At 65.9% G+C, this 21,855-nt stretch carries 17 protein-coding genes and 1 pseudogene; 14 read left to right on the forward strand and 4 right to left on the reverse strand.

What is annotated here, in order from left to right:
- Positions 1 to 113: 113 nt before the first annotated feature.
- From gatC to gatB, 3 genes are read left to right on the forward strand one after another with little or no spacing between them, the layout of a single operon-like run.
- Positions 114 to 413, forward strand: a complete 300-nt coding sequence (gene gatC, locus DBV10_RS12975; RefSeq protein ID WP_124514040.1) for an Asp-tRNA(Asn)/Glu-tRNA(Gln) amidotransferase subunit GatC — start codon at positions 114 to 116, stop codon at positions 411 to 413.
- Positions 414 to 425: 12 nt separating this feature from the next.
- The gene (gatA, locus tag DBV10_RS12980) at positions 426 to 1,919 is read left to right on the forward strand and encodes an Asp-tRNA(Asn)/Glu-tRNA(Gln) amidotransferase subunit GatA (protein ID WP_124514041.1); all 1,494 of its coding nucleotides are present in this window, start codon (positions 426 to 428) and stop codon (positions 1,917 to 1,919) included.
- 1 nt (position 1,920) lies between these two features.
- Positions 1,921 to 3,369 (forward strand): Asp-tRNA(Asn)/Glu-tRNA(Gln) amidotransferase subunit GatB, encoded by a 1,449-nt coding sequence (gene gatB / locus DBV10_RS12985; protein ID WP_124514042.1) that lies wholly within the window; start codon positions 1,921 to 1,923, stop codon positions 3,367 to 3,369.
- A 157-nt stretch (positions 3,370 to 3,526) separates the two neighbouring features.
- On the opposite strand, the gene DBV10_RS12990 is transcribed toward gatB, so the two are convergent.
- Both DBV10_RS12990 and pyrE read right to left on the reverse strand, forming a co-directional pair.
- Entirely contained in the window at positions 3,527 to 4,204 is a 678-nt protein-coding gene (locus DBV10_RS12990) for a DUF4124 domain-containing protein (protein WP_124514130.1), read from the reverse strand.
- A gap of 29 nt (positions 4,205 to 4,233) precedes the next feature.
- Complete coding sequence (gene pyrE / locus DBV10_RS12995; protein WP_124514043.1) at positions 4,234 to 4,932, reverse strand: orotate phosphoribosyltransferase; 699 nt, start codon at positions 4,930 to 4,932, stop codon at positions 4,234 to 4,236.
- A 10-nt stretch (positions 4,933 to 4,942) separates the two neighbouring features.
- Here pyrE and DBV10_RS13000 point away from each other — a divergent pair, with 10 nt between their 5' ends.
- The 8 genes from DBV10_RS13000 to DBV10_RS13035 all read left to right on the forward strand — a co-directional run bounded on the left by DBV10_RS13000 (position 4,943) and on the right by DBV10_RS13035 (position 15,761).
- Positions 4,943 to 5,746, forward strand: a complete 804-nt coding sequence (locus DBV10_RS13000; RefSeq protein WP_124514044.1) for an exodeoxyribonuclease III — start codon at positions 4,943 to 4,945, stop codon at positions 5,744 to 5,746.
- 18 nt (positions 5,747 to 5,764) lie between these two features.
- A complete protein-coding gene (locus DBV10_RS13005; RefSeq protein WP_124514045.1) occupies positions 5,765 to 7,672 on the forward strand; it encodes a GspE/PulE family protein in 1,908 nt (635 codons plus the stop codon).
- 413 nt (positions 7,673 to 8,085) lie between these two features.
- Entirely contained in the window at positions 8,086 to 8,562 is a 477-nt protein-coding gene (locus tag DBV10_RS13010; RefSeq protein WP_158616822.1) for a molybdopterin-dependent oxidoreductase, read from the forward strand.
- On the forward strand, positions 8,543 to 10,189 hold the full coding sequence (locus tag DBV10_RS13015; protein ID WP_124514047.1) for a GGDEF domain-containing protein: 1,647 nt from the start codon (positions 8,543 to 8,545) through the stop codon (positions 10,187 to 10,189). Before DBV10_RS13010 ends, DBV10_RS13015 begins: the two co-directional genes overlap by 20 nt.
- 21 nt (positions 10,190 to 10,210) lie before the next feature.
- Entirely contained in the window at positions 10,211 to 10,573 is a 363-nt protein-coding gene (locus tag DBV10_RS13020; RefSeq protein ID WP_124514048.1) for a response regulator, read from the forward strand.
- Between the two features lies 1 nt (position 10,574).
- The gene (locus tag DBV10_RS13025; protein ID WP_124514049.1) at positions 10,575 to 11,189 is read left to right on the forward strand and encodes a chemotaxis protein CheC; all 615 of its coding nucleotides are present in this window, start codon (positions 10,575 to 10,577) and stop codon (positions 11,187 to 11,189) included.
- A gap of 460 nt (positions 11,190 to 11,649) precedes the next feature.
- On the forward strand, positions 11,650 to 14,625 hold the full coding sequence (locus DBV10_RS13030) for a KAP family NTPase (protein WP_233589907.1): 2,976 nt from the start codon (positions 11,650 to 11,652) through the stop codon (positions 14,623 to 14,625).
- A 497-nt stretch (positions 14,626 to 15,122) separates the two neighbouring features.
- Positions 15,123 to 15,761 (forward strand): MBL fold metallo-hydrolase, encoded by a 639-nt coding sequence (locus DBV10_RS13035; RefSeq protein ID WP_124514051.1) that lies wholly within the window; start codon positions 15,123 to 15,125, stop codon positions 15,759 to 15,761.
- 163 nt (positions 15,762 to 15,924) lie between these two features.
- Here the strand turns inward: DBV10_RS13035 and DBV10_RS13040 are convergent, their stop codons facing one another.
- Positions 15,925 to 18,096, reverse strand: coding sequence for a TonB-dependent siderophore receptor (locus DBV10_RS13040; protein WP_124514052.1), 2,172 nt, complete (start codon positions 18,094 to 18,096; stop codon positions 15,925 to 15,927).
- Positions 18,097 to 18,488: 392 nt separating this feature from the next.
- Positions 18,489 to 19,505 carry a helix-turn-helix transcriptional regulator gene (locus DBV10_RS13045; RefSeq protein WP_370451166.1) on the reverse strand — a complete coding sequence of 339 codons (1,017 nt, stop codon included), beginning with the start codon at positions 19,503 to 19,505 and terminating at the stop codon, positions 18,489 to 18,491.
- A gap of 418 nt (positions 19,506 to 19,923) precedes the next feature.
- Between DBV10_RS13045 and DBV10_RS23395 the strand changes: the two are divergent.
- From DBV10_RS23395 to DBV10_RS13055, 3 genes and pseudogenes are all read left to right on the forward strand, one after another.
- Positions 19,924 to 19,980, forward strand: a pseudogene (locus tag DBV10_RS23395) (hypothetical protein); the annotation flags it as partial.
- Entirely contained in the window at positions 19,980 to 20,900 is a 921-nt protein-coding gene (locus DBV10_RS13050) for an ABC transporter substrate-binding protein (RefSeq protein ID WP_370451169.1), read from the forward strand. The pseudogene DBV10_RS23395 and the gene DBV10_RS13050, both read left to right, overlap by 1 nt.
- Positions 20,900 to 21,850 carry an alpha/beta hydrolase gene (locus DBV10_RS13055; RefSeq protein WP_124514053.1) on the forward strand — a complete coding sequence of 317 codons (951 nt, stop codon included), beginning with the start codon at positions 20,900 to 20,902 and terminating at the stop codon, positions 21,848 to 21,850. Before DBV10_RS13050 ends, DBV10_RS13055 begins: the two co-directional genes overlap by 1 nt.
- The last annotated feature ends 5 nt before the right edge of the window (positions 21,851 to 21,855 follow it).

Here is a 21,855-nt window from a genome sequence, read left to right on the forward strand (position 1 = left end):
ATTCCGGGAGCTTTGCGGCAAAGCCGGGATAATACCCCATCCCCTGTGAATAACTCCCTTCGGCACCGCCCGGATCACAGCTTTACGTCTGGTTTCTTTAGATTCTCCTCCCTATGGCACTGACCCCCCAGGACATCGGCCGCATCGCCAACTTGGCGCGGCTTGAGCTGACACCTGCCGAAAGTGAGCGCATGCTCACCCAGCTCAACGGCTTCTTTGACATCGTGGAAAAGATGCGGGCTGTGGATACCTCGGGCCTCGCGCCCCTGGCCCACCCCGTGGCCGCCATCCAGGACGTGCAGCTGCGCCTGCGCGAAGACATCGCCAGCGAGCCCAACCAGCGCGAAGCCAACCAGCAAAGCGCCCCCGCTGTCGAACGAGGCCTGTTCCTCGTGCCCAAAGTGATCGAGTAAGAGCCCTGCCGCATGACTTCCACCGCATTGCATGACCTGGGCGTGGCCCAGCTGGCCACCGAACTGCGCGAACGCCGCGTTTCGGCCGTCGAAACCGCCCAGCATTTCCTTGACCGCGCAGCGGCCCACCAGAACCTGGGCGCCTACGTGGCCGTGAACCCCGACACCACCCTGGCCCAGGCCCGCGCACAGGATGCCGCCATCGCCGCAGGCACGGCAGGCCCCCTGGCCGGCGTGCCCATTGCCCACAAGGACATCTTTGTCACGCGCGGCTTCCCCAGCACCGCCGGATCGAAGATGCTCGCAGGCTACCAGTCGCCGTTCGACGCCACCGTGGTCACCCGCCTGGCCGAGGCCGGCGCCGTGACCCTGGGCAAGCTCAACTGCGACGAGTTCGCCATGGGCTCGGCCAACGAGAACTCCGCCGTTGCCCCCGTGGGCTTTGACGCCCCCGCCCCGGTGCGCAACCCCTGGGCCACCGACCGCATCCCGGGCGGCTCGTCCGGCGGCAGCGCCGTGGCCGTGGCCGCGCGCCTGGCCCCGGGCGTGACCGGCACCGACACGGGCGGCTCCATCCGCCAGCCCGCCTCGTTCTGCGGCATCACCGGCATCAAGCCCACCTATGGCCGCGCCAGCCGCTACGGCATGATCGCGTTCGCCTCCAGCCTGGACCAGGCCGGCCCCATGGCCCGCTCGGCCGAGGACTGCGCCCTGCTGCTATCCGCCATGTGCGGCCCCGACCCGGACCGCGACTCCACATCTTTGGATGTCCCCGCCGAAAACTTCAGCGCCCAGCTGAACGACAGCATTGAAGGCCTGCGCATCGGCATCCCGGCTGAATTTTTTGGCGACGGCCTGGCGCCCGACGTGCGCACCGCTGTCGATGCCGCCCTGAAGGAATACGAAAAGCTCGGCGCCAAGCTCGTGCCCATCAGCCTGCCGCGCACCGAGCTGTCCATCCCGGTCTACTACATCATTGCGCCCGCCGAGGCGTCGTCCAACCTCAGCCGCTTCGACGGCGTGAAGTTCGGCCACCGTGCCAAGGATTACACGGACCTGGTGGACATGTACAAGAAGACCCGCGCCGAAGGCTTTGGCGACGAGGTCAAGCGCCGCATCATGATCGGCGCCTACGTGCTCTCGCACGGCTACTACGACGCCTACTACCTGCAGGCGCAGAAGATCCGCCGCATGATCGCCGACGACTTCCAGAACGCGTTCCAGAGCTGCGACGTGATCGCCGGCCCCGTGGCCCCCACCGTGGCCTGGAAGCTGGGTGACCACGGCAACGACCCGCTGGCTGACTACCTGGCCGACATCTTCACCCTGCCCGGCTCGCTGGCCGGCCTGCCCGGCATGAGCGTGCCCGCCGGTTTTGGCGAAGGCGGCATGCCCGTGGGCCTGCAGCTGATTGGCAACTACTTCCAGGAAGCCCGCCTTCTGAACGCTGCACACCGCCTGCAGCAAGCCACCGATTTCCACCTCCGTCGCCCGGAGGGTTTCTGACATGACCGCGAAACTCATCCACGGTTACGAAGTCGTCATCGGCTTCGAAACCCACACCCAGCTCGCCACCCAGAGCAAGATCTTCAGCCGCGCCGCCACCGCCTTTGGCGCCGAGCCCAACACCCAGGCCTGCGCCGTGGACTTGGCCCTGCCCGGCACCCTGCCCGTGATGAACCGCGAGGCCGTGGCCTGCGCTATTAAATTAGGACTGGCCCTCGGCTCCCACATTGCCGAGAAGAGCATTTTTGCGCGCAAGAACTACTTCTACCCCGACCTGCCCAAGGGCTACCAGATCAGCCAGTTCGAGATCCCGGTCGTGCAAGGCGGCGAGGTGTCGTTCTTTCTGGGTGACGAGAAGAAGACCGTGCGCCTGGTGCGTGCCCACCTCGAAGAAGACGCGGGCAAGTCGCTGCACGAGGACTTCATCGGCCAATCGGGCATCGATCTGAACCGTGCGGGCACGCCCCTCTTGGAGATCGTGACCGAGCCCGACATGGGCTCCAGCGAAGAAGCCGTGGCCTACGCCAAGGAGCTGCACAAGATCGTGACCTGGATCGGCATCTGCGACGGCAACATGCAGGAAGGCAGCTTCCGCTGCGATGCCAACGTGTCGGTGCGCAAGCCGGGCCAGCCGCTGGGCACGCGCCGTGAGATCAAGAACCTGAATTCGTTCAAGTTCATGCAGCAGGCCATCGACTACGAGATCCGCTGGCAGATCGAAGAGATCGAAGACGGACGCGCCATCCAGCAGGCCACCGTGCTGTTCGACCCCGACACGGGCGAGACGCGCGCGATGCGCACCAAGGAAGACGCTGCCGACTACCGCTACTTCCCCGACCCGGACCTGCCTCCGCTCCATATTTCACAGCACTGGATCGAGGAACAGCGCGCCCAGATGGCCGAACTGCCCCGCACCATGGCGGCGCGCTTCGTGGCCGACTACAGCCTGCCCGAATACGACGCCACGACGCTCACCCAGAGCAAGGCCATGGCCGCCTACTTCGAAGCCGCCGCCAAGGCCTGCGGTCAGGCCAAGCTCGCCAGCAACTGGATCATGGGCGAGGTCTCGCGCCGCCTGAACCTGGCCGAGATCGGCATTGAGCAGGCGCCCGTGCCCTCGGGCCAGCTAGCGGCATTGATTACACGCATTGCCGACGGCACCATCTCCAACAACGCGGCCAAGCAGGTGTTCGACGCACTGTGGACCGGTGAAGGCCACGAGGTGGATGCCGTCATCGAGGCCAAGGGCCTCAAGCAGATGAACGACTCCGGCGCGCTGGAAAAAATCATCGACGAGGTGATCGCCGCCAACGCCGACAACGTGGCCCAGTTCCGCGCGGGCAAGGACAAGGCGTTCAATGCGCTGGTCGGCCAGATCATGAAGGCCAGCAAGGGCAAGGCGAACCCGACGCAGGTGAACGAGCTGCTGCGCGCCATGCTGGCCGGCTGAGAAGCCGGGCCGCACCCGCCACCAACAGATCATCGGACAGCAGATCGCTGAACCATGACCAAAACAATGGGGCCTCACGGGCCCCTTTGTTGTTGGTGTTCTGGAGATTCTCAGTGCCTGCTGCTGCAGTCGCCGCAGCTACGGCGCCGCAACCCCTTCACGGCCGTACGCCCGCGGGGGCCGCGTCGCTGGCCGGCGCAACGGTGGCCGGCGCGGGCAGGCGCTGCGCATCCCACAGCTTGCGCAACTGGGCCAGTTCGGCATCAAAGCGCTGGTGCACGCGCCGCTTTTCCTGATCCTGCCCGGCAATGAAGCGCTGCTGCTCGGCAATGCCGTCTTCGTTCTCGGCAATCTTGCGGCGCAGCACCAGGGGGGCCTTGCTGGGGTCGCGCTTGTAGAACTCCATCTCCACCTCAAACGCTTTTTGCTGCTGCTTGAGCTCCACGATGCGTTTCTCGGCGGTGGCGGTCACGTCATCGACCATCTGGATGGCCGCTGCGCGCTCCACATCGTGGGTGGCCTTGTCGGGGTAGCGGGTGGTGAGCACGCGCTCGCGGCGGCGCTCTTCCACTTCACGGCTACGCGCTTCGGCCTCCTTGCGGCGCTGGGCCTCCTGGGCCGCGCGTTCCTGCTCGGTGAGCGAGGGGCCGATCTGCCGGCGCACGGTGCCCGAGGGGCTCAGCTCGCGCTGCTCCCGGTCCAGGCACTCGGGGATGGGGCGGTCGGCGGTCAGCCGCCGGCCATTGCGGTCCACGCAGGTGTAGATGCCGCCAGACGCACCTTGCTGCGCCCGCGCAATATCGGCAGCCAGGGTGGCCAGCAGAACCCCGCCCATGATCCACGCCGATTTGCTGCTCAAGTCATCTACCCCTCGTTGACGCCGTAACGCTGGCGGTAGGCCAGCACTTTTTCGTGGTGGGAGCGCATTGCATCTTCCCCATTTTGCTCAAGGTAGAGCAATAAGTCTGCCAGACGCGCAATGGCGCACACCTGCATGCCCAGCTGGTTGCGCACGTACTGCACGGCGCTGTGGTCTACGTCCTGGCCATTCTCGGTGGCTTTTTCCTGGCGGTCCAGCGCAATGGCCACCGCATGCGGCGTGGCGCCTGCCGCCTTGATGATGGCGATGGACTCGCGCGCGGCGGTGCCGGCCGACATCACATCGTCCACGATCAGCACCCGGCCCTGCAGCGGCGCGCCCACCAGGGTGCCGCCTTCGCCGTGGTCCTTGGCCTCCTTGCGGTTGTAGGCAAAGGGCACGTTGCGGCCCAGGCGCGCCAGCTCCACCGCCACGGTGGCCGCCAGCGGAATGCCCTTGTAGGCCGGGCCGAACACCATGTCGAATTCGATGCCGCTGGCCAGCAGGGCTTTTGCATAGAATTCCGCGAGCCGGCCGATCTTGCGGCCGTCGTCGAACAGGCCGGCATTGAAGAAGTAGGGGCTCAGGCGCCCGGCCTTGGTCTTGAATTCGCCAAACCGCAGCACGCCCGACTCGACGGCAAAACGGACGAAATCCTGCGCCAGCAGGCCCTGCTCAGAGGTTTGCGCGCCAACATCCACCATGGGGAAATCCTTGTTCAAATTAACCAGCCTCAATCTCAATGGCATCCGCTCGGCCACCAGCAAAGGCGTGGAAAGCTGGATGGCAGCCACGCGGCCGGATTGTATTTGCGTGCAGGAAGTCAAGGCGCAGGCGCCCGACATGGCCAACCGCTTTGAACAGCTGGCCGACCTGCAGGGCCACTTCCACTTCGCCCATAAAAAGGGCTACTCCGGTGTGGGGGTGTACACCCGGCACACACCTTCCGACATAGTGATTGGCTATGGATCTGAAGAATTCGATGCAGAAGGCCGCTATGTGGAACTGCGCTTTGACACGCCGGCCCGCAAGCTGTCCATCATCAGCGCCTACTTTCCCAGCGGCTCCTCCGGCGAAGAGCGCCAGCAGGCCAAGTTCCGCTTCCTGGCCGAGTTCCATCCGCACCTCATGCGCCTGAAGGCCGAACGCGAATTCATCCTGTGCGGCGACATCAACATTGCGCACCAGCAAATAGACCTCAAAAACTGGCGCAGCAACCAGAAAAACAGTGGTTTTTTGCCCGAAGAGCGCGCCTGGATGACAAAGTTGTTGCACACAACTGATGAAGGCGGCGGCATCATAGACGTTTACCGTCAGTTACAACCTACCGCGACCGACACCGCCTACACCTGGTGGAGCAACCGCGGCCAGGCCTATGCCAACAACGTGGGATGGCGGCTGGACTACCACCTGGCCACCCCTGCGCTTGCGGCGCTGGCGCGCACCGAATCCATCTACAAGGGCGAGAAGTTCTCCGACCACGCACCCATCACCGTGGACTACGAATTCCGCCTATGACCCGGCCCTGCTGACCCGATGACCGACGCCGCTGCCTCTGCCCCCCCGCCCGCCCACAGTTTTCGCCCCCCGAACGCAGAGGCCTTGTGGAAGCAGATTTCCACCCCCCACCCCACGGTGGGGAAGGCGCGGCACCTGGGCGAGGCGCTGGTGCATGCCGGTCTGCTGACCCTGTCCGCACTGTCCGAAGGGCTGCAGGCGCAGCAGCTGGAGCGCAGTGGCGGGCTGTACCGGCCCATTGGCCAGATCCTGGTGGAGCGGGGGGCGCTGACGCAGGAGCAGTTGCGCAGCGTCATCGCCACCTGGCTGGGCGAGTACACGGTGCACCCCGGCGACATCACCCCCGAGGCCGCGGCCCTGGCCCTCATCCCCCGCGCCGTGGCCGAGCGCGAGTCCGTGCTGCCGCTGATCGCGCGCGAGGACGCGCTGGTGCTGCTCATGGCCGACCCCTGGGACCGTGTGCTGGTGGATGAAATGCGCTTTTTGACCCAGCGGCGCCCCATCCCGCTGCAGGCCGCACCGGGCACGCTGATGCCCGCCATCCACAAGGCCTACCGCACGGGGCCTGCCGCCCCCGGCGGGGCCGCGTCGGGGGCCCGGGCCACCTCCCAGGAGCTGCTGACCAACCTGAGCAGCACCGCCCCGGACGCCGATGCCGAGCAGGCCGACGTGATCAGCGAGTCGGACAACACCCTGGTGCGGCTCATCAACTCGGTGATCGACGAGGCCATCAACCACCGCGCCTCCGACATCCACATCGAAACCGAGCCCGCCCCGCGCAACGTGCGCGTGCGCCTGCGCATCGACGGCGACCTCACCCCCTACCTGGAGCTGCCCGCGCGCTACCGCTTTGCGATGGTGGCGCGCATCAAGATCATGGCGGGCATGGACATCTCGGAGCACCGCAAGCCCCAGGACGGCAAGATCGACTTCGCTCGCTTTGGCGGCCCGCCGGTGGAGCTGCGCGTGGTCACCGTGCCCACCTCGCGCGGGCTGGAAGACGTGGTGCTGCGCCTGCTGGCGGGCGCCAAGCCCCTGCCGCTGGAAAACATCGGCCTGAGCCCTGCCAACCTGCAGGCCCTGCGGGCCGTGGTGCAAAAGAGCTACGGCCTGGTGCTGGTGTGCGGCCCCACGGGCTGCGGCAAAACGACCACGCTGCACTCGGTGGTGCACGACATCAACACCGCCGGCCGCAAGATCTGGACGGCCGAAGACCCCATCGAGATCACCCAGGAAGGACTGCGCCAGGTGCAGGTGAACCCCCGCATCGGCTGGACCTTTGCCGCCGCCATGCGCACCTTTTTGCGCGCCGACCCCGACGTGATCATGATCGGCGAGATGCGCGACGAGGAAACCGCGCGCATCGCCATCGAGGCCTCGCTCACCGGCCACCTGGTGCTGTCCACGCTGCACACCAACTCGGCGCCCGAAAGCATTGCGCGCCTGCTGGAAATCGGCCTGGACCCGTTCAACTTCTCCGATTCGCTGCTCGCCATCCTGGCCCAGCGCCTGGTGCGCCGCCTGTGCACCGCCTGCCGCGAGCCCCAGGTGGCCGGCATGGACACGCTGCAGGGCCTGGCATCGCAGTACCTGGACAGCGGCACCGGCAACACACCCGAAGGCCGCCAGGCGCAGATTGCGCGCTGGCGCCAGCAGTACGGCGGGGTGCAGGGCGAGCTGCGCCTGTGGCGCCATGTGGGCTGCAAGCAATGCGACCACCATGGCTACCACGGCCGGCTGGGCATCCACGAGCTGATGATGAGCGACGAGAGCATCCGCCAGCACATCCGCCACCGGGCCCCGGCCTCGGACATCCGCCATTCGGCGCTGGCGGCCGGCATGCGCACCCTGCGCCAGGACGGCATCGACAAGGTGCTGCAGGGTCTGACCGACATGGCCGAGGTGGTGGCAGCCACCAACCTGTAGCGCGCTGCCGCGCCCACCGCAACCCACCACCTTAGCGGCAAAGCGGGCGCCCAGAGTGCGGGTAAGCGGGTATTGCACGCCCTGGGGCGTGGTGGGACCATATGTAAGCAAGTGCAACAACTTCGAGCCCCCCACCCGGGAGTGCACGCACCCAAAACACCGCAAACAACGTCAACAATTGTCAAAGCGCCCCATGTGTGGCGATTTTCCGTTTTGAATCTGTCGGATTTTGTGCTTTCCCCTGCATAGTCACTCTGTGCCCTCCCCCCGCCTCTCTGGTAGGGGGTGCCGATGAAAGAACCGCACCGGCCCTGGAGCCCCTCGCATCGGCGCAAACGGAAGACGTGAAAGTTGTGATGATGTTCAGAGCCACTGCCGTTCTGCCCCGCGCAGGCGCCGCCTTGATTTCCCTGATGGCCCTCTGGGGCCCGCAGTGGGCACACGCGGGCCCGGTGTGCACCACCCCCGAAAGCCGCCGCGTGCTGCAGCTGCACGCCCCCCAGGGCACGGCCCCCCAGGCCTGCGACCTCAAGGGCCTGGAAAAACTGCCCGCCAAGGAGATCGTCGCCACCCTCCCTGCAGCGCTCGGCCTGGCGGGCGAGCACCGCTGGAGGGGCGTCTCGCTGCGCCACCTGGTCGAGCAGCTCGGCGGGGGGGAGCACAGCCAGATCCTGCTGAGCGCACTGAACGACTACGCAATCGAAATCCCCTGGAGCGACCTCGTGCGCCACGACCCCATCCTGGCGTACAGCCGCGATGGCGAGCGCATCAGCATCCGCGACAAGGGGCCGCTGATCCTGATCTACCCGTTTGGCACCCACCCCCAGCTGCAGGGCCAGGACTACCTCAACCGCTCCATCTGGCAGGTCCATGCAGTCACCCTCCGGTAAGCCGCTGCCCCGCCCTGCGGCCGGCGACGATGGCCCCGGCCAGCCCCGCCCGCACGCCACCTACTGGCTGCTGGCCATGGTGGCGGCCATGGCGCTGGCCACGGCCGCCACGCTGTGGTGGACGCTGCGCCAAACCCATGTGCTGGCGCAACCCCACCAGCAGAACGACCTGTGGTACGTGTCCAGCGTGCACAACGAGCTGGCACGCGTGAGCCTGCTGGCGCGCAAGGTGCGGGCGCGCGAGGCCAGCGCACAAGACCTGCAGGAACGGCTGGAGGTGCTGTTCAGCACGCTCGACACCTCCGGCCGGGGGCCGCGCGTCAGCACCCAGCTGAGCGACGCCCTGCCCGACGCCGCCCAGGATCTGGACACCCTGCGCCCCCTGGTGGAGCGCTGGTCCGGCCAGCTGGGCGCAGCGGCCGGCAACAGCGGCAACAACAGCGGCAAGGCGGCCGCCGGGGTGGCCGCCGACATCATCCGGCATGCAGACGCGCTGCTGGACCGGCAGCGCAAGGTCGTGGCCACCGTGCACCTGTTCAGCGTGCAGCAAAGCCAGCAGGCGCGCGAGCAGCTGTACAACCGCTTCATCGTGCTCAGCGGCGTGCTGGGCGCCCTGCTGCTGGGCACCGCCCTGCTGATTGGCAAGCTGGTGCGCGATGTACGCATGGCCCGCGCGGCATCGCAGGAGCTGGTGCGGGCCAACCGCCAGCTGGAAGTGCGGGTGGCCAGCCGCACCCGCAAGATCGAGGAAGGCCGCGCGCTGGTGAGCTTCATCCTGGACACCAGCCCCAGCGACGTGGTGCTGGCCGAGGTCGAAAGCGGGCGGGTGCATTTCATCAACCGCCAGCTCACCGAGCGCCTGCGCCTGAAGGCCGCGCCAGAGACCCTGTTCCTGGCCGACCTGCTGCACGACCCCGAAACCCGCGAGCGCTTTACCCAGACCCTGGACCGCTACGGCCAGGTCGATGCGATGGACGCCCTCATCGGCGAGCACAACCCCAGCTGGAGCTCGCTGTCGGCCCGGCTCATCGAGGTGGAAGGGCAGCTGGCCCACCTGCTGTGGGGCTTTGACATCAGCACCCACAAGGCGCTGGAGACCCAGCTGCGCGAGCTGGCCACGCGCGATACCCTGAGCGGGCTGCTGAACCGGGGCGCATTTCTGGAGCGCAGCACCGCCCTGTTTGACCACTGCCGCCGCCACGGCCAGCCCTGCGCGGTGCTGATGATCGACATCGACCACTTCAAGCGCATCAACGACCGGCATGGCCACCAGGTGGGCGACACCGCCATCCGCGCTTGCGCCGAAGCCATCGGCGAAGCCCTGCGCGATGCCGACCTGCTGGGCCGCCTGGGCGGCGAAGAATTTGCCGCGCTGCTGCCCCACGCCACGGCCGACAGCGCCATGGTGGTGGCCGAGCGCATCCGCGCCGCCATGGCGCAGATGGGCCTGGCCTCGCCCGAAGGCCAGCCGCTCGCGTTCACCATCTCGATCGGTGTGGCCGAAATGGCCCCCCGCCATGCGGGCATCGAGCCCCTGCTGGTCGATGCCGACCAGGCGCTGTATCGCGCCAAGGCCACAGGCCGCAACAAAGTGCTTGCCTACGAGGCAGCTATCCGACAACCTTGACCCCAACCCCCCTGCCCCACCATGAGCCTTCGCCTATTGATCGTTGACGACAGCCGCATGTCGCGCCTCATCCTGCAGGGCCTGGTCCTGCAGGCCCATCCCCAATGGACCATCGTGCATGCCAGCAGCGGCGAAGAAGCGCTGCAGCTGGTGCGCGAAAACCCGGTGGACCTCGTGTCCATGGACTTCAACATGAACGGCATGAACGGGCTGGAGGCCGCGCTGGAACTGCGCAAGATCCAGCCCGGCGTGCCCATCGCCATCCTCACGGCCAATGTGCAGACCGCCGTGCAGGCACGCATCGAAGAAGCCGGCATGGCGTTCATCGCCAAGCCCGTCACCGCCAGTGCCGCCAGCCAGCTCGCTGCACTGGCAGGAGCCTGACATGACCGTCCAGCTAGATGCAGAACAAATCGACGCGCTCAGCGAGATCTTCAACATCGGCGTGGGCAAGGCCGCGGCCGCCATGGGCAGCCTCATGCACGACGAGGTGCTGCTGTCCGTGCCGCATGTGAGCATCTTCACCGTGAGCGAGGCCGCGCAGCAGCTGGGCGCGGCCGGCAGCACCATGTACGGCGTGCGCCAGCCATTTCGCGGGGCCTTCAATGGCGACGCCCTGCTGATCTTCCCCGGCCACAAGAGCCTGGAGATCGTGCGCATCGTCGCCGGCCAGAGCCTGCCCGGCGAAGACCTCAGCGCCATCGAACAGGACGCGATGACCGAGGTGGGCAACGTCATGCTCAACGCCTGCATCGCCGCCCTGTCCGACCTGCTGGGCAACGAATTCCAGCTCAGCCCGCCCAGCATCGATATCGGCGACAGCCGCACCATCCTGGGCACCCGCATCCAGAACCACCTGGTGGTCTTCCTGCACATCCGCTTCGAACTGCTGAGCAGCCACATTGAGGGCTTTGTGGTGTTCGTGCTCAACACCACCTCGCTCGAAGGCCTGCGCGCGGCGGTGAACCGGCTGCTGGGGCGGCCGGCGGAGGTGGATTGAGGGCGGGGATGGGAGTTGGGCCGGAATGCAGCGGATACCGACGCTGCGCGGCCGGTCGCCAAGAGTAGCCGGCCAGCCTTTTTTCGCCGTTGCCAGCTTGAGGCTGGATGCTGACTTTCATAGTTAGGCCAAGCAGCGTCTTCTATTGGTGCGAGCGGTCAGTGGCTTCGGGGCGTGGCAGGCCAACTCTGCCAGCTCTGCATTTCGACCTGAGAACCGAACTACCGCTCGGAACAACTAAGAGGAACAGTCTGAATGGGAGGGAGGACGGGGACCAGCATCATGTAAGTCGCATCTGTGACCGGCGTCTTCGCGCTGCAGGTCCACTTTACCTGGCAGATCTACGCCAATTCACCACCCAGATAGTCTTCCGGACGGCGCAAGATGCCGAGGAGCGCCAGCACGCCCCGCAAGTCGCTGCACGCACAATGCGCTCACGCGTCACAGAGAGGAATGTTGAATGGCGGCTACCAAGCACACGATGAAAATGCCCGAACTCCTGGTCTTTGCCAAGATGTTCGTTGTTGGCTTGGTTGCCGCAGAAGTCTGCAGGAGTACCTACTATCTGGGAACTGCGTTTGTTCCTGCGATAGCCGACTTTCCCCTTTGGGCCAAAGCAATACCTGTTCTTATTGGACTGGCGGTCTGTGTGGTCTACGCCATCAATCGTGGTGCGCATGTTTCTGCCTTCCAAATGGGGCAAAGCCTTCGTTTCGATCTACTCATCGCAATGTGCTTGGGAGCTTGGTCAAACGAGTTAGCCATGCCTTGGCTTTTAAAGTTCCACGCAGCATTGAAAGCGGCGGACCCGTATTGGGCGCCAGTTTTTCTTCTGCTGTTCTGCACTGTGCTTTTGTCACCGCTAGTCCAGTGGCATTGGCCTAGAAGGCGGCAGACTCCTTCGCAATTCCGTTTCCTTGCGGACGAAGAGATCAGACAGGAGACCGACGATCTGCTATCGAACGAGACCCAAGCAAAGTCGTTCGCAGAGACAGTCCTCGCAAGCGGTGTGCATTCAGGATTGGTGTTCGGTGTCGATGGCCCCTGGGGCGTAGGCAAGACAAGCTTCATCAATCTTGCAGAACGCTACTGGGAGCGAGCTGCGGACAAGGTAATTGTTTGTCGGTTTGAGCCCCTTCGATACGCATCCGAGCCAGATCTCGCTGATCGCTTGATTCGCGACCTGTCCGCCGCGATTCAGCGCAAGGTCTTTGCACCCGAGTTCCGTCCTGCGGCCTCCCGATACTCTCGGCTCATCAAGGGTAAGGCTGACGTTTCGTTCCTGGGCTTCAAGCTCTCGCTGGAGCCTTCTCAGGAAACCGTCGATGAGTTGCTCGACGACATTGACGAGGTCCTTCGACGTATCGGTCGACGTGTGATCGTAGTCATCGACGACCTGGATCGTCTGGACGCGAAGACCGTCAACAACGTCCTATTCGCAACGCGACGCACCTTCAAGCTGTCGCAAGCGACCTACGTCCTTTGCTATGACACCGAGGTACTGGCCGGTGGCAAAGAGGAAGGATCCAGGGCGCGTGAGTTCCTTGAGAAGTTTGTGACAGTCAAACTGAGCTTATTCGTGGACAGCTCCAGCATCCGCAACTTCTTACAGCGCGACTGGGAAAAGAGCGAGAGCCAGCTCGGGTCCGTGCCATCGGACACGATGTTGAAGCTTGGTGCCGTACTAAATGAGCTAGCGGAAATCTTGAGTGGTGATCTTGCCGCCAAGTACCTGCCTTTGCTCGGTGATCTGCGCAAGGTTAAGCGCTTCATCAACGCGATCTTGCTCATGCAGATTGAGAAGACCAATCTGGGCCGGACCGACTTCAATAAGCGTGACCTCATCAATTTGATGCTGCTGCACCTGAACTATCCAGGGTTGTTCAGGCGCATATACGCCGAGGAGACAGAGGGGCGCAGTGGTACTTTCTCGATTCGGCGCAAGTACGACGAACCAGATTTCAAGAACGCCGATGGTTTTTCAAAGGTCAAGGACGTGCACCCAGGTTCTGCCAGTTTCTTGCTGGAGCAGTTGTTTGACGTGGAGGTTTTGGAGCTGGGCGACGGGCGCAACATTGAAGAGTCCGTTCTTCGGTCCCGGGCGTGCTTTAACAAGGGCGATACGAGAAACCTGGAGAGCTTTTTGAAGCTCATTGTTCGCTTTGCCACGCCGGAGCCGCAGGAGACCTTTGTTCTCTACCAAACAGCGGTGGATCAGGTTCGCAAGGGACGATCGATTGCCTCGGTTCTCGCGGAAGCTGAGTTTGCACTGGAACGAACAGAGACCGCACACGACCAGTTCTGGCGGGTACTTGTCAATCAGGCCCACGATTTCACCAGCCCGACCGCAGAAGACGCCATCGAAACGCTCGTTGAGTACCTGCCACGCTACTCGTCGTTCGACAACGATGACCGTGGACTGCGGCCGAGGTCGATCTACTCGCTATTGCGGCTGTTGGATCGCGCAGGTTGGGGGCGAACTGTCGGCCGGCGACGGGCAAACACCCCGGAGAACGTCATAGAAGTCGCGTGGCGCATCTTCGGAGAGCAAGCGTACGTTGGGAAAGGTCTGCTGGAGCGGCTCGCGAGCCTAGACCGCGGTGTGCTCGGTTGGAATGATCTGATGCTATTCAGGCTGCAGTGTTCGGCGGATCGCGGCGGGCAGCTGTACAACCTGCACACAGCGCTGATCGTTCACCAAGACCCGTCCGCTATGACTTCAGGTCTGGTTAGCAAACTAGCCCTGTTGGGCATGAGGCGGCTCTCTCAACAGGTGTTCGCGCTCTTCAAGCGTACCTACATTGACGCTGGACGGAACTTCATCGCCGAAGCACGTGAAGTGCCCGTAGATGCGTTTTTAGGGCAGGCTTTTGCGCATCTCCATGAACAGGCTTCGCTGGATCCGGGATCCGAGCAAGGAGATACAACAATTGCGCGCCGTGTCGCCTCGGCGCGCGCCTTCGCCGCGTCGTTTGTGATCTATCAGCTCAGCAATGCGCTCCCCCCGAATGGCTCCGGCGTTGGATGTGGTCACTATGATGAAGTCGGGTCAGAGGATGGCGCCGGCATCTCCAGGTTGATGAACGAGTACGTCTTTGGCTTTTGCTTTAGCCCCTTGGTAAGCGGCGACAACGTGCTGCTGTTCCTCGATCATTGCCTCGCCCACTTGAGCAGCCCCTTCCACACTGGTCGAGATGAAGAGGGCTATGTCGCGACGAAGTCTGGACTACCAGGTGGACTGGATCCGAAGGCGATGGTCCGGTATTGGCTTGAACATCGCGATCACATTCGGGGGCTTGGTCTCCAAGACAGCGGGCGATGCGTCTATACGCCCGGCTACACGGCCTTCTACCGCGACGATCTCGACGGGGTGTTTTCCGTGCTCAATGAACTGGCCGAGGAGGTGACCTCCTCTACCACTATTCAAAATGACTGAGCGCGTCTCTTGGGGAGATCGGTACTTTCGTGTCAGATATGACGCTCCAAGGCTAAATTGGCGATCAGCCCGACGCTGCTTGTGTGGCCCAAACCGCCAAACTCGACACGGAATGCGTTCACTGGCATCGAAGACTGCTTTGCTCCGTTTAGGGGAAGTTGGGCCGCCGAATTCCAAATGCCGCTCCCGCTGCGCAGCAGACATAGATAGACGAGGTTCAAGCAGCTGCAATGGATTGGTAGCTACCCGAAATAGGACCACCGCAAACATCCGTACTTTTGCCACAGAACGCGGCAACCCCTTCCGCCGCGTTGTGTGCTGATTCGGCTCAACTCCAGAAACCACCGCGTCACCAGCACAAGGTGAAAGAAGGCATCTGTTCTGTAGAACAATCCATTCGTTTCGAGACTGTGTTTCGTAAGCTGGCGGGCGTCGCTCAGCCAGTTTGGCAGCCATGTTCTTTCTGCTTCTTCCTAAAACCTTGCCACCCGCCCCGCATGCTCCGCTACCTCACCGTCCCCGTGACTGCATTCCAGCAAAACTGCTCCCTCGTCTGGTGCGATGCCACCCACGAAGCCGCCGTGATCGACCCCGGGGGCGACCTTGATGTGCTGCTGGCCGAGGTGCAGCGCCTGGGCCTCACGCTCTCGCAGATCTGGCTCACCCATGCGCACATCGACCATGCGGGCGGCACGGGCGAGCTGGCGCAGCGCATGGGCCTGCCCATCGTGGGGCCGCATCCGGGCGACCAGTTCTGGATTGATGGCCTGCCGCAGCAGAGCGCGATGTTTGGGTTTCCGCCTGCGCAGCACTTCACGCCCACGCGCTGGCTGCACGATGGAGATGAAGTGCAGATCGGCAACGAGACGCTGGCCGTGCGCCACTGCCCCGGCCACACGCCCGGCCATGTGGTGTTCCATGCGCCGCAGATCGACCGGGCCTTTGTGGGTGATGTGCTGTTTGCCGGCAGCATCGGCCGCACGGACTTCCCGATGGGGAACCACCAGGACCTGATCGACAGCATCACCGGGCGCCTGTGGCCCATGGGCGACCAGACGGTGTTCATCCCCGGGCATGGGCCCGAGAGCAGCTTTGGCCGCGAGCGCCAGAGCAACCCCTACGTGGGCGGAACCTGAGCGGCGGCCGGCCCACACCGGCATGGGTATTTTTGGCCACTACCGTTTTCTGGGCAAGCGGTATTAGCTATCAAATCAGAAGCATTTAACACCCCATGCCAGAAGCCCGGCACGCCCACCAGGTCACGTGCCGGCCTCCGTGGCAAAGGGGCGTTACGCCGCCTTAAAAGTCAAACGAAGCCGACAGGCGCACGGCGCGCGGTGCGCCCACGTTCACCCGGCCCGCACCCCAGATGCTGTCGAAGTACGCGCGGTTGGCAAGGTTGGTGACCGTGGCGCGCAGCACCACGGGCTGCGGCCCGAAGCGCGTGGCGTAGCGGGCGCCCACGTCCAGCGTGGTCCAGGCGGGCAGCTTCACGCTGTTGTCGCCCGTGAGCCACTGCGCGCCCGTGTGGTTCACACGGCCGTTGACCGACAGGCCCTGCACACCGGGGATGGCCCAGTCGGCGCCCAGGTTCAGCGTGAGCTTGGGCACGCCGAACTGCGCACGGCCCTGGTTCACGCCCTTGGCGGTTTGGGTCTGCTCGGCCTCGGTGTAGGCCACGCCGCCCAGCAGCGTGAGGGCCGGGTTCAGTTGGCCAAACACGTTCCACTCCACACCCCGGTTGCGCTGCTCGCCATCCAGCACCTGGCGGTTGTTGGCCTCGATGAGCGCGGGCTTGCTGATCTGGAACAGGCTCACGGTCTGCGTGAGGCTGCCGCTCACCCACTTCACGCCCAGTTCCATCTGCTTGCTTTTGTAGGGCTTGAAGGTCTCGCCCTCGTTGGCATAGGGTGCCTTCACGGTGGTGCCGGCGCTCAGGCCTTCCACGTAGTTGCCGTACAGCGAAACGTTCTCGCCCCAGGGCTTGGCGACCACGCCCACCAGCGGCGTCACGGCGCTTTCCTTGTACTTGCTGAGCTTCTGGTTCACCTGCTGCGCGCGCAGGCCCAGGGTGAGCTGCAGCTTGTCGTCGGCCAATGCGAGGGTGTCTACCACGCTCAGCGCCGTCATCACGTCGTCGTTGTACTGGGTGAAGGTCGAGGCTGCGGCGCCATTGGGCATGGTGATGGGCCGGGGGTTGTAGATGTTGCTGCTGATGGCGGCCGTGCCATTGGCGCGGCTGCCGCCTTCGTAGTTCATCACGTTCGCCGCGAGCGTGAGCTTGTGCGCCACGGCGCCCGTGCTGAACTGGCCGCGCAGGCCCAGCTCGGCCGTGGTGGTGTCGTACTCGCCCCAGGAGTTGTAGGCCGTGCCCGTGGCGTTGCCGGTGGCGGCGTTGGCCGGGGTCCACACAGGCCGGGTGCCGAAGATGAACCCGTCATACGCATGCTGCGCCCGGCCGGCCGAGGCAAAGGCCGTCCAGCCCGCGTTGATCCTGGCCTGGCCGCGCACGATGAGGCCCTGCGTCTGCGTGTTGCTGTACACGCCCTCGCCGTAGAAGAAGTTGGTGGAGCCATCGGGCGCCTTGGGCACCGTGGTCCAGCCGGTCAGGATGGGCTGCATGGGCGAGCCCTTGCGCACCTTGTTCTTGAGCGAATAGGCATCGGCCTCGACATTCCAGCCTTCGCCCTGGTAATCGAGCGCCAGGTGGCCGATCTCGCGCGCCTTGGTCTGGCGGTTGAGCCAGGTCTCGCCGCCCGACAGCACGCCGTTGACGCGCACGCCCAGGCGCTGGTCCGTGCCAAAGCGGCGCGACACATCGGCGTGCACGCCCAGGTTGGATTGGGACGAATAGGTGGTGGTCACGCGTGTGAGCGGCTCCTTGCCCGCGCGCTTGGGCACGAGGTTGATGGCGCCGCCCACATCGCCCGCAGGTGGCAAGCCCATCATCATGGCGCCGGGGCCCTTGAGCACTTCCACGCGCTCGAAGATCTCGGTGGGTGTGTTCTGCTCGGGCGCCAGGCCATAGGCGCCGTTGATGGCCATGGAGTTGGCGCCCACGCCAAAGCCCCGGATGATGAAGTTTTCGACGATGTGGCCTTCGTTGGTGGTGGTGCGCACCGAGGGGTCGTTCTTGAGCACCGCGCCCACGGTCTGGGCCTGCTGGTCGGCAATGCCCTCGGCGGTGTAGCCCGTCATGTTGAAAGGCGTGTCCATCACGCCCACATTGCCCAGCACGCCCAGGCGCGTGCCCTTGGCCACCTTGCCGCCAGGCGCGGCGGCGGGCAGGCTCTCGGGCGTTTCGGCCGCCGCGTTCACGGTCACTTCCTTGAGCGCCACCGGAGCGGCCGGGCTTTGGGCCCAGGCCGCGCCGGCACCGGCCAGCAGGGTCCACGCGCAGGCCTGGGCGATCTGGCGCAGGGCAAAAGGATGTGCCGGGGAGGTCCCCCGGGATGGGCGGCGAGTCTGCATAGCGGTCCTGAATCAAAAACAAAGTAAGGGGATGCCAGGCAACCGAACCGCAAACAAGAATGAGTGCGATTTCATCCAAAACACGAACCCGCTCCGCGATGGAGCGGTGAAGACGCTGTGCCCAGAATGTGCTGCAAGGCATGCCGGCTTGTTGCATCCGGCATGCAGCGATGATTTCATGCGTCCCGCCAGGCTGTGTTTGCAGGGCCAACAAAGATGTTTGCAGCACCCGCGCTGCCCGCGGTGGGCGTTAACCGCCACGTTGGCGGCTTCAAATCCCCCACGCGCCTGCAGCGGGCGCGGCCCCGCCAGGGCCGCCGCGCAAGGGCCGCCCCGCCGCGCTGGCGGCGCCCCCCTCGGGCGGAAGGCGCCGCAGGCGACTCAGGGGGGCTTCAAATCCTTCCGCGCGCCAACTTGGGCGGCATGCCAAAGCGCTTGCGGTAGGCGGTGGCAAAGTTGGCGGCGCTGTTGTAGCCCGCCACCAGGGCCGCCTGGCCCACCGTCAGGCCGTCCTGCTCCAGCGCCTGGCGGGCGCGCTGCAGGCGGTGTTCGCGCACAAAGTCGAACACCGTCGTGCCATACACCGCGCGAAAGTGCCGCTGCAGCGTGGTGGCGTTGGTGCCGGCCTGGCGCGCCAGCGCGTCGAGCGACAGGTCCATGGCGCCCTCGGTCTGCAAAAAGGCGTGCAGGGCCCGCATGCGCCGGTGCTCATGGGGCAGCAGCCGCAGCGCCGTGGGCGCGGGGGCCGAAGCCGGCACGGGCGCAGGCGCCGGCCCCGGGGCGTGCTGCGCCAGGCTGCCCAGCGCCTCGCCCACCAGCTCCAGCGCGCGGCTCTCCAGGTACAGGTGCAGCAGCAGGGGGTTCAGGTCCGGCGCGTGGGTGATCTGCTCGGCCAGCGCGGCAATGCGTGCCGAGGGCTGCCAGTGGTGCATGGCCAGGTGCTGGCGGCGAAAGGCCTCAATCGCCTCCGAGGCGGCGGGCCCGGCCACCTGCTCCAGCCACTCGCCGCCCAGGCCCACGCTCACGCGGCGCGCATAGGCGCCCTTGCGCGCGCGCCGCTCAAAGCGCTCGGGCTCGGCCACCGACACCAGCAGCGCGCGCGGCAGGCCGGGCCGGCCGGCCACCCGGGCGCGGTCGGCGGCGCTCGACAGCGCCACGCGGCGCGGCCCGTAGCTCACGTCCACCGAGCCCTCCAGCAGCACGACGATGCGCAGGCCCGCGTCCATCTCGCCGCTGGCGGTGAAGTCCTGCGCGTCGGCCGCATCGTCGGCATGCAGGTGCAGGCCGGGGCGCAGCACGCGCAGGCGCTGCAGATGGCGTTGCAGCGACGCCTGCATGCCGTCCGACGCGGGCGCTGCGGACAAAACATTCAAGGGGCTGACGGCAGACAGGGGCAGGCGGGCAGACAAGGGCAGGCGTGGTGAAAAGCGGATGGGACGGGATGGGCGCGAGGCAGCGCAAAACCCGGGGTGCGCCGCCGCCCGGGCCGCGCCAGACGCTGGCGCAAAGGTTTTTCTCTTCTTGGCAAACACGGCGGCCGCTTGCGCATGGGATGCTAACAACTTGTCATAATAAATGCAAATGATTCTCAATATTGGCATTGATGCGGTCGCCATCCTGGCCGGCCCCCTGCCACACCGTCCTTCATGCTGTTGACACGCCTTCGCTCCCTGGCCCCGCTGGCGGCCCTGTTCTGCGCCCTGCTCCTGGGCACCTCGTCGCCCCTGCACGCCCAGGGCGCCACCCAGACCGTGACCGACCTGGCCGGCCGCAGCGTCACCCTGCCCACCAGGGTGGACCGCATCCTGCTCGGCGAAGGCCGCCTGCTGCCCGCGCTGGGTGTGTTCGAGCGCCAGGATGTGGCCCGCCGCCTGGTGGGCATGATGGGCGACTACGAAACCCTGGATGCCGCAGGCTATGCCCAGTGGCGCGGCCGCTTCCCGCAGCTCGACAAGGTGCCGCGCGTGGGCCGCAACAGCAGCGGCAGCTTCAGCGACGAGCAGGCGATTGCGCTGCGCCCGCAGCTGGCCATCCTGGGCCTGGCGGGCGGCCATGGCCCCAGCAAGAACGACCGCGAAACCCTGGCCCGCCTGGAAGCCGCCGGTGTGGCCGTGGTGTTTGTGGACTTCCGCCACGACCCGCTCAAGAACACGACGCGCAGCATGGAGCTGCTGGGCGCCGTGCTGGGCAAGCGCAAGGAGGCCGAGGCCTTCAACAGCTTTTGGCGGGGCCAACTGGAACGCGTCGAGTCGCGCCTGCGCACCCTGCCCGCTGGCACGCGCCACCCTGGCGTGTTTTTGGAAAACCGCGTGGGCCTGGCCGATGAATGCTGCGCCACCATGGTGGGCCTGGTGGGCGTGCTGCTCGATGCGGCCGGCGCCGACAACGTGGCGCGCGGCCGCATCCCGGGCGAACACGGCACGCTGAACCCCGAGTTCTTGATTGCCACCCAACCCCGGCTGTACATCGGCACCGGCATCGGCAGCATGGCCACGGCCGAGAAGTCGCCGCTGCGCATCGTGCTGGGCGCCGACGCCACGCCCGAGGCGGCCCGCGCCTCGCTGCAGCGCGCCACGCAGCGCAAAGGCATCGCCCAGCTGCAGGCCGTGCAGCAGCCCGGCCGCGCACACGCCATCTGGCACCACTACTACAACTCGCCCTTCAACGTGGTGGCCGTGCAGGTGTTTGCCAAATGGCTGCACCCCGCGCTGTTTGCCGACCTGGACCCGCGCGCCACGCTGCAGACGATGTTCACCCAGTTCCAGCCGATCCCGCTGACCGGCGTGTACTGGACCAGCCTCTGATGCCCGCCCCCACCACGCGCCGCCGCGCCCTGTTGGTGGCCGCTGCAGCGACGGGCGCGGGCGTTGGACTCCCAGGCTGCGCCGCCACAGCAACGCAACCGCCCGCTTCGTTGCTGCAGGCACCTGCCGCCCGCCTGCCCGGCACGCACCAGCTCGACCTGCGCGACCCGGCCAGCGGCCACACCTGGCGCATCTGGGTGCAGCCGCCTGCGGGCCCCGCGCCCGCCGCGGGCCACCCGGTGCTGTATGTGCTGGACGGCAACGCCGCCTTTGCGCTCGCGGCCCAGCTGGCGCGCAACAGCGCGGGGCGGCCCAGCGACATGGGCGCGGACAACGCCATCGTGGTCGGCATCGGCCACCCCGGCGACGCCGTGATCCACCCCGCCGAACGCCAGCGCGACTACACGCCGCCCGCCCCCGGCCGCGCGGCCACGCCCGAGGCGGGCGGCGCGGACCTCCTGCTCGACTTCATCGCCCACGAACTGCAGCCGCGCGTGGCCCAGGCCTTTGCCACCGACCCTGGGCGCCAGACGATCAGCGGGCATTCGTTCGGCGGCCTGCTGGTGCTGCACGCGCTGTTCACGCGCCCCACACAGTTCACGCGCTACGCCGCCACCAGCCCCTCGGTGTGGTGGAACAACGCACAGCTGCTGCACACCGCCCGCCAGTTCATGCAGCTCCACGCCACGGCGCCGCGTCCCTTTAAGGCGCAGCTGCAATTGCGCGTGGGCAGCCTGGAGCAGGCCCAGGCCGCCCCCACCGCTGCGCGCGCCGCCGTGCAGGCCGAGCGCCGCATGATCGAGCGCACCCAGGCCCTGGCCGACCAGCTGGGCGTGCTGCAATGGCCCGAGCTGCGCGTGGACATGGCCGTGCTGCCCGGCCTGGACCATGGCAGCGCCATGGCACCCGGCCTGATCGACGCGCTGGCGCTGGCCCAGCAGCCCCGCTGAGAGCC

It is taken from the genome of Acidovorax sp. FJL06 (assembly GCF_003852545.1).
Classification (GTDB): domain Bacteria; phylum Pseudomonadota; class Gammaproteobacteria; order Burkholderiales; family Burkholderiaceae_C; genus Acidovorax.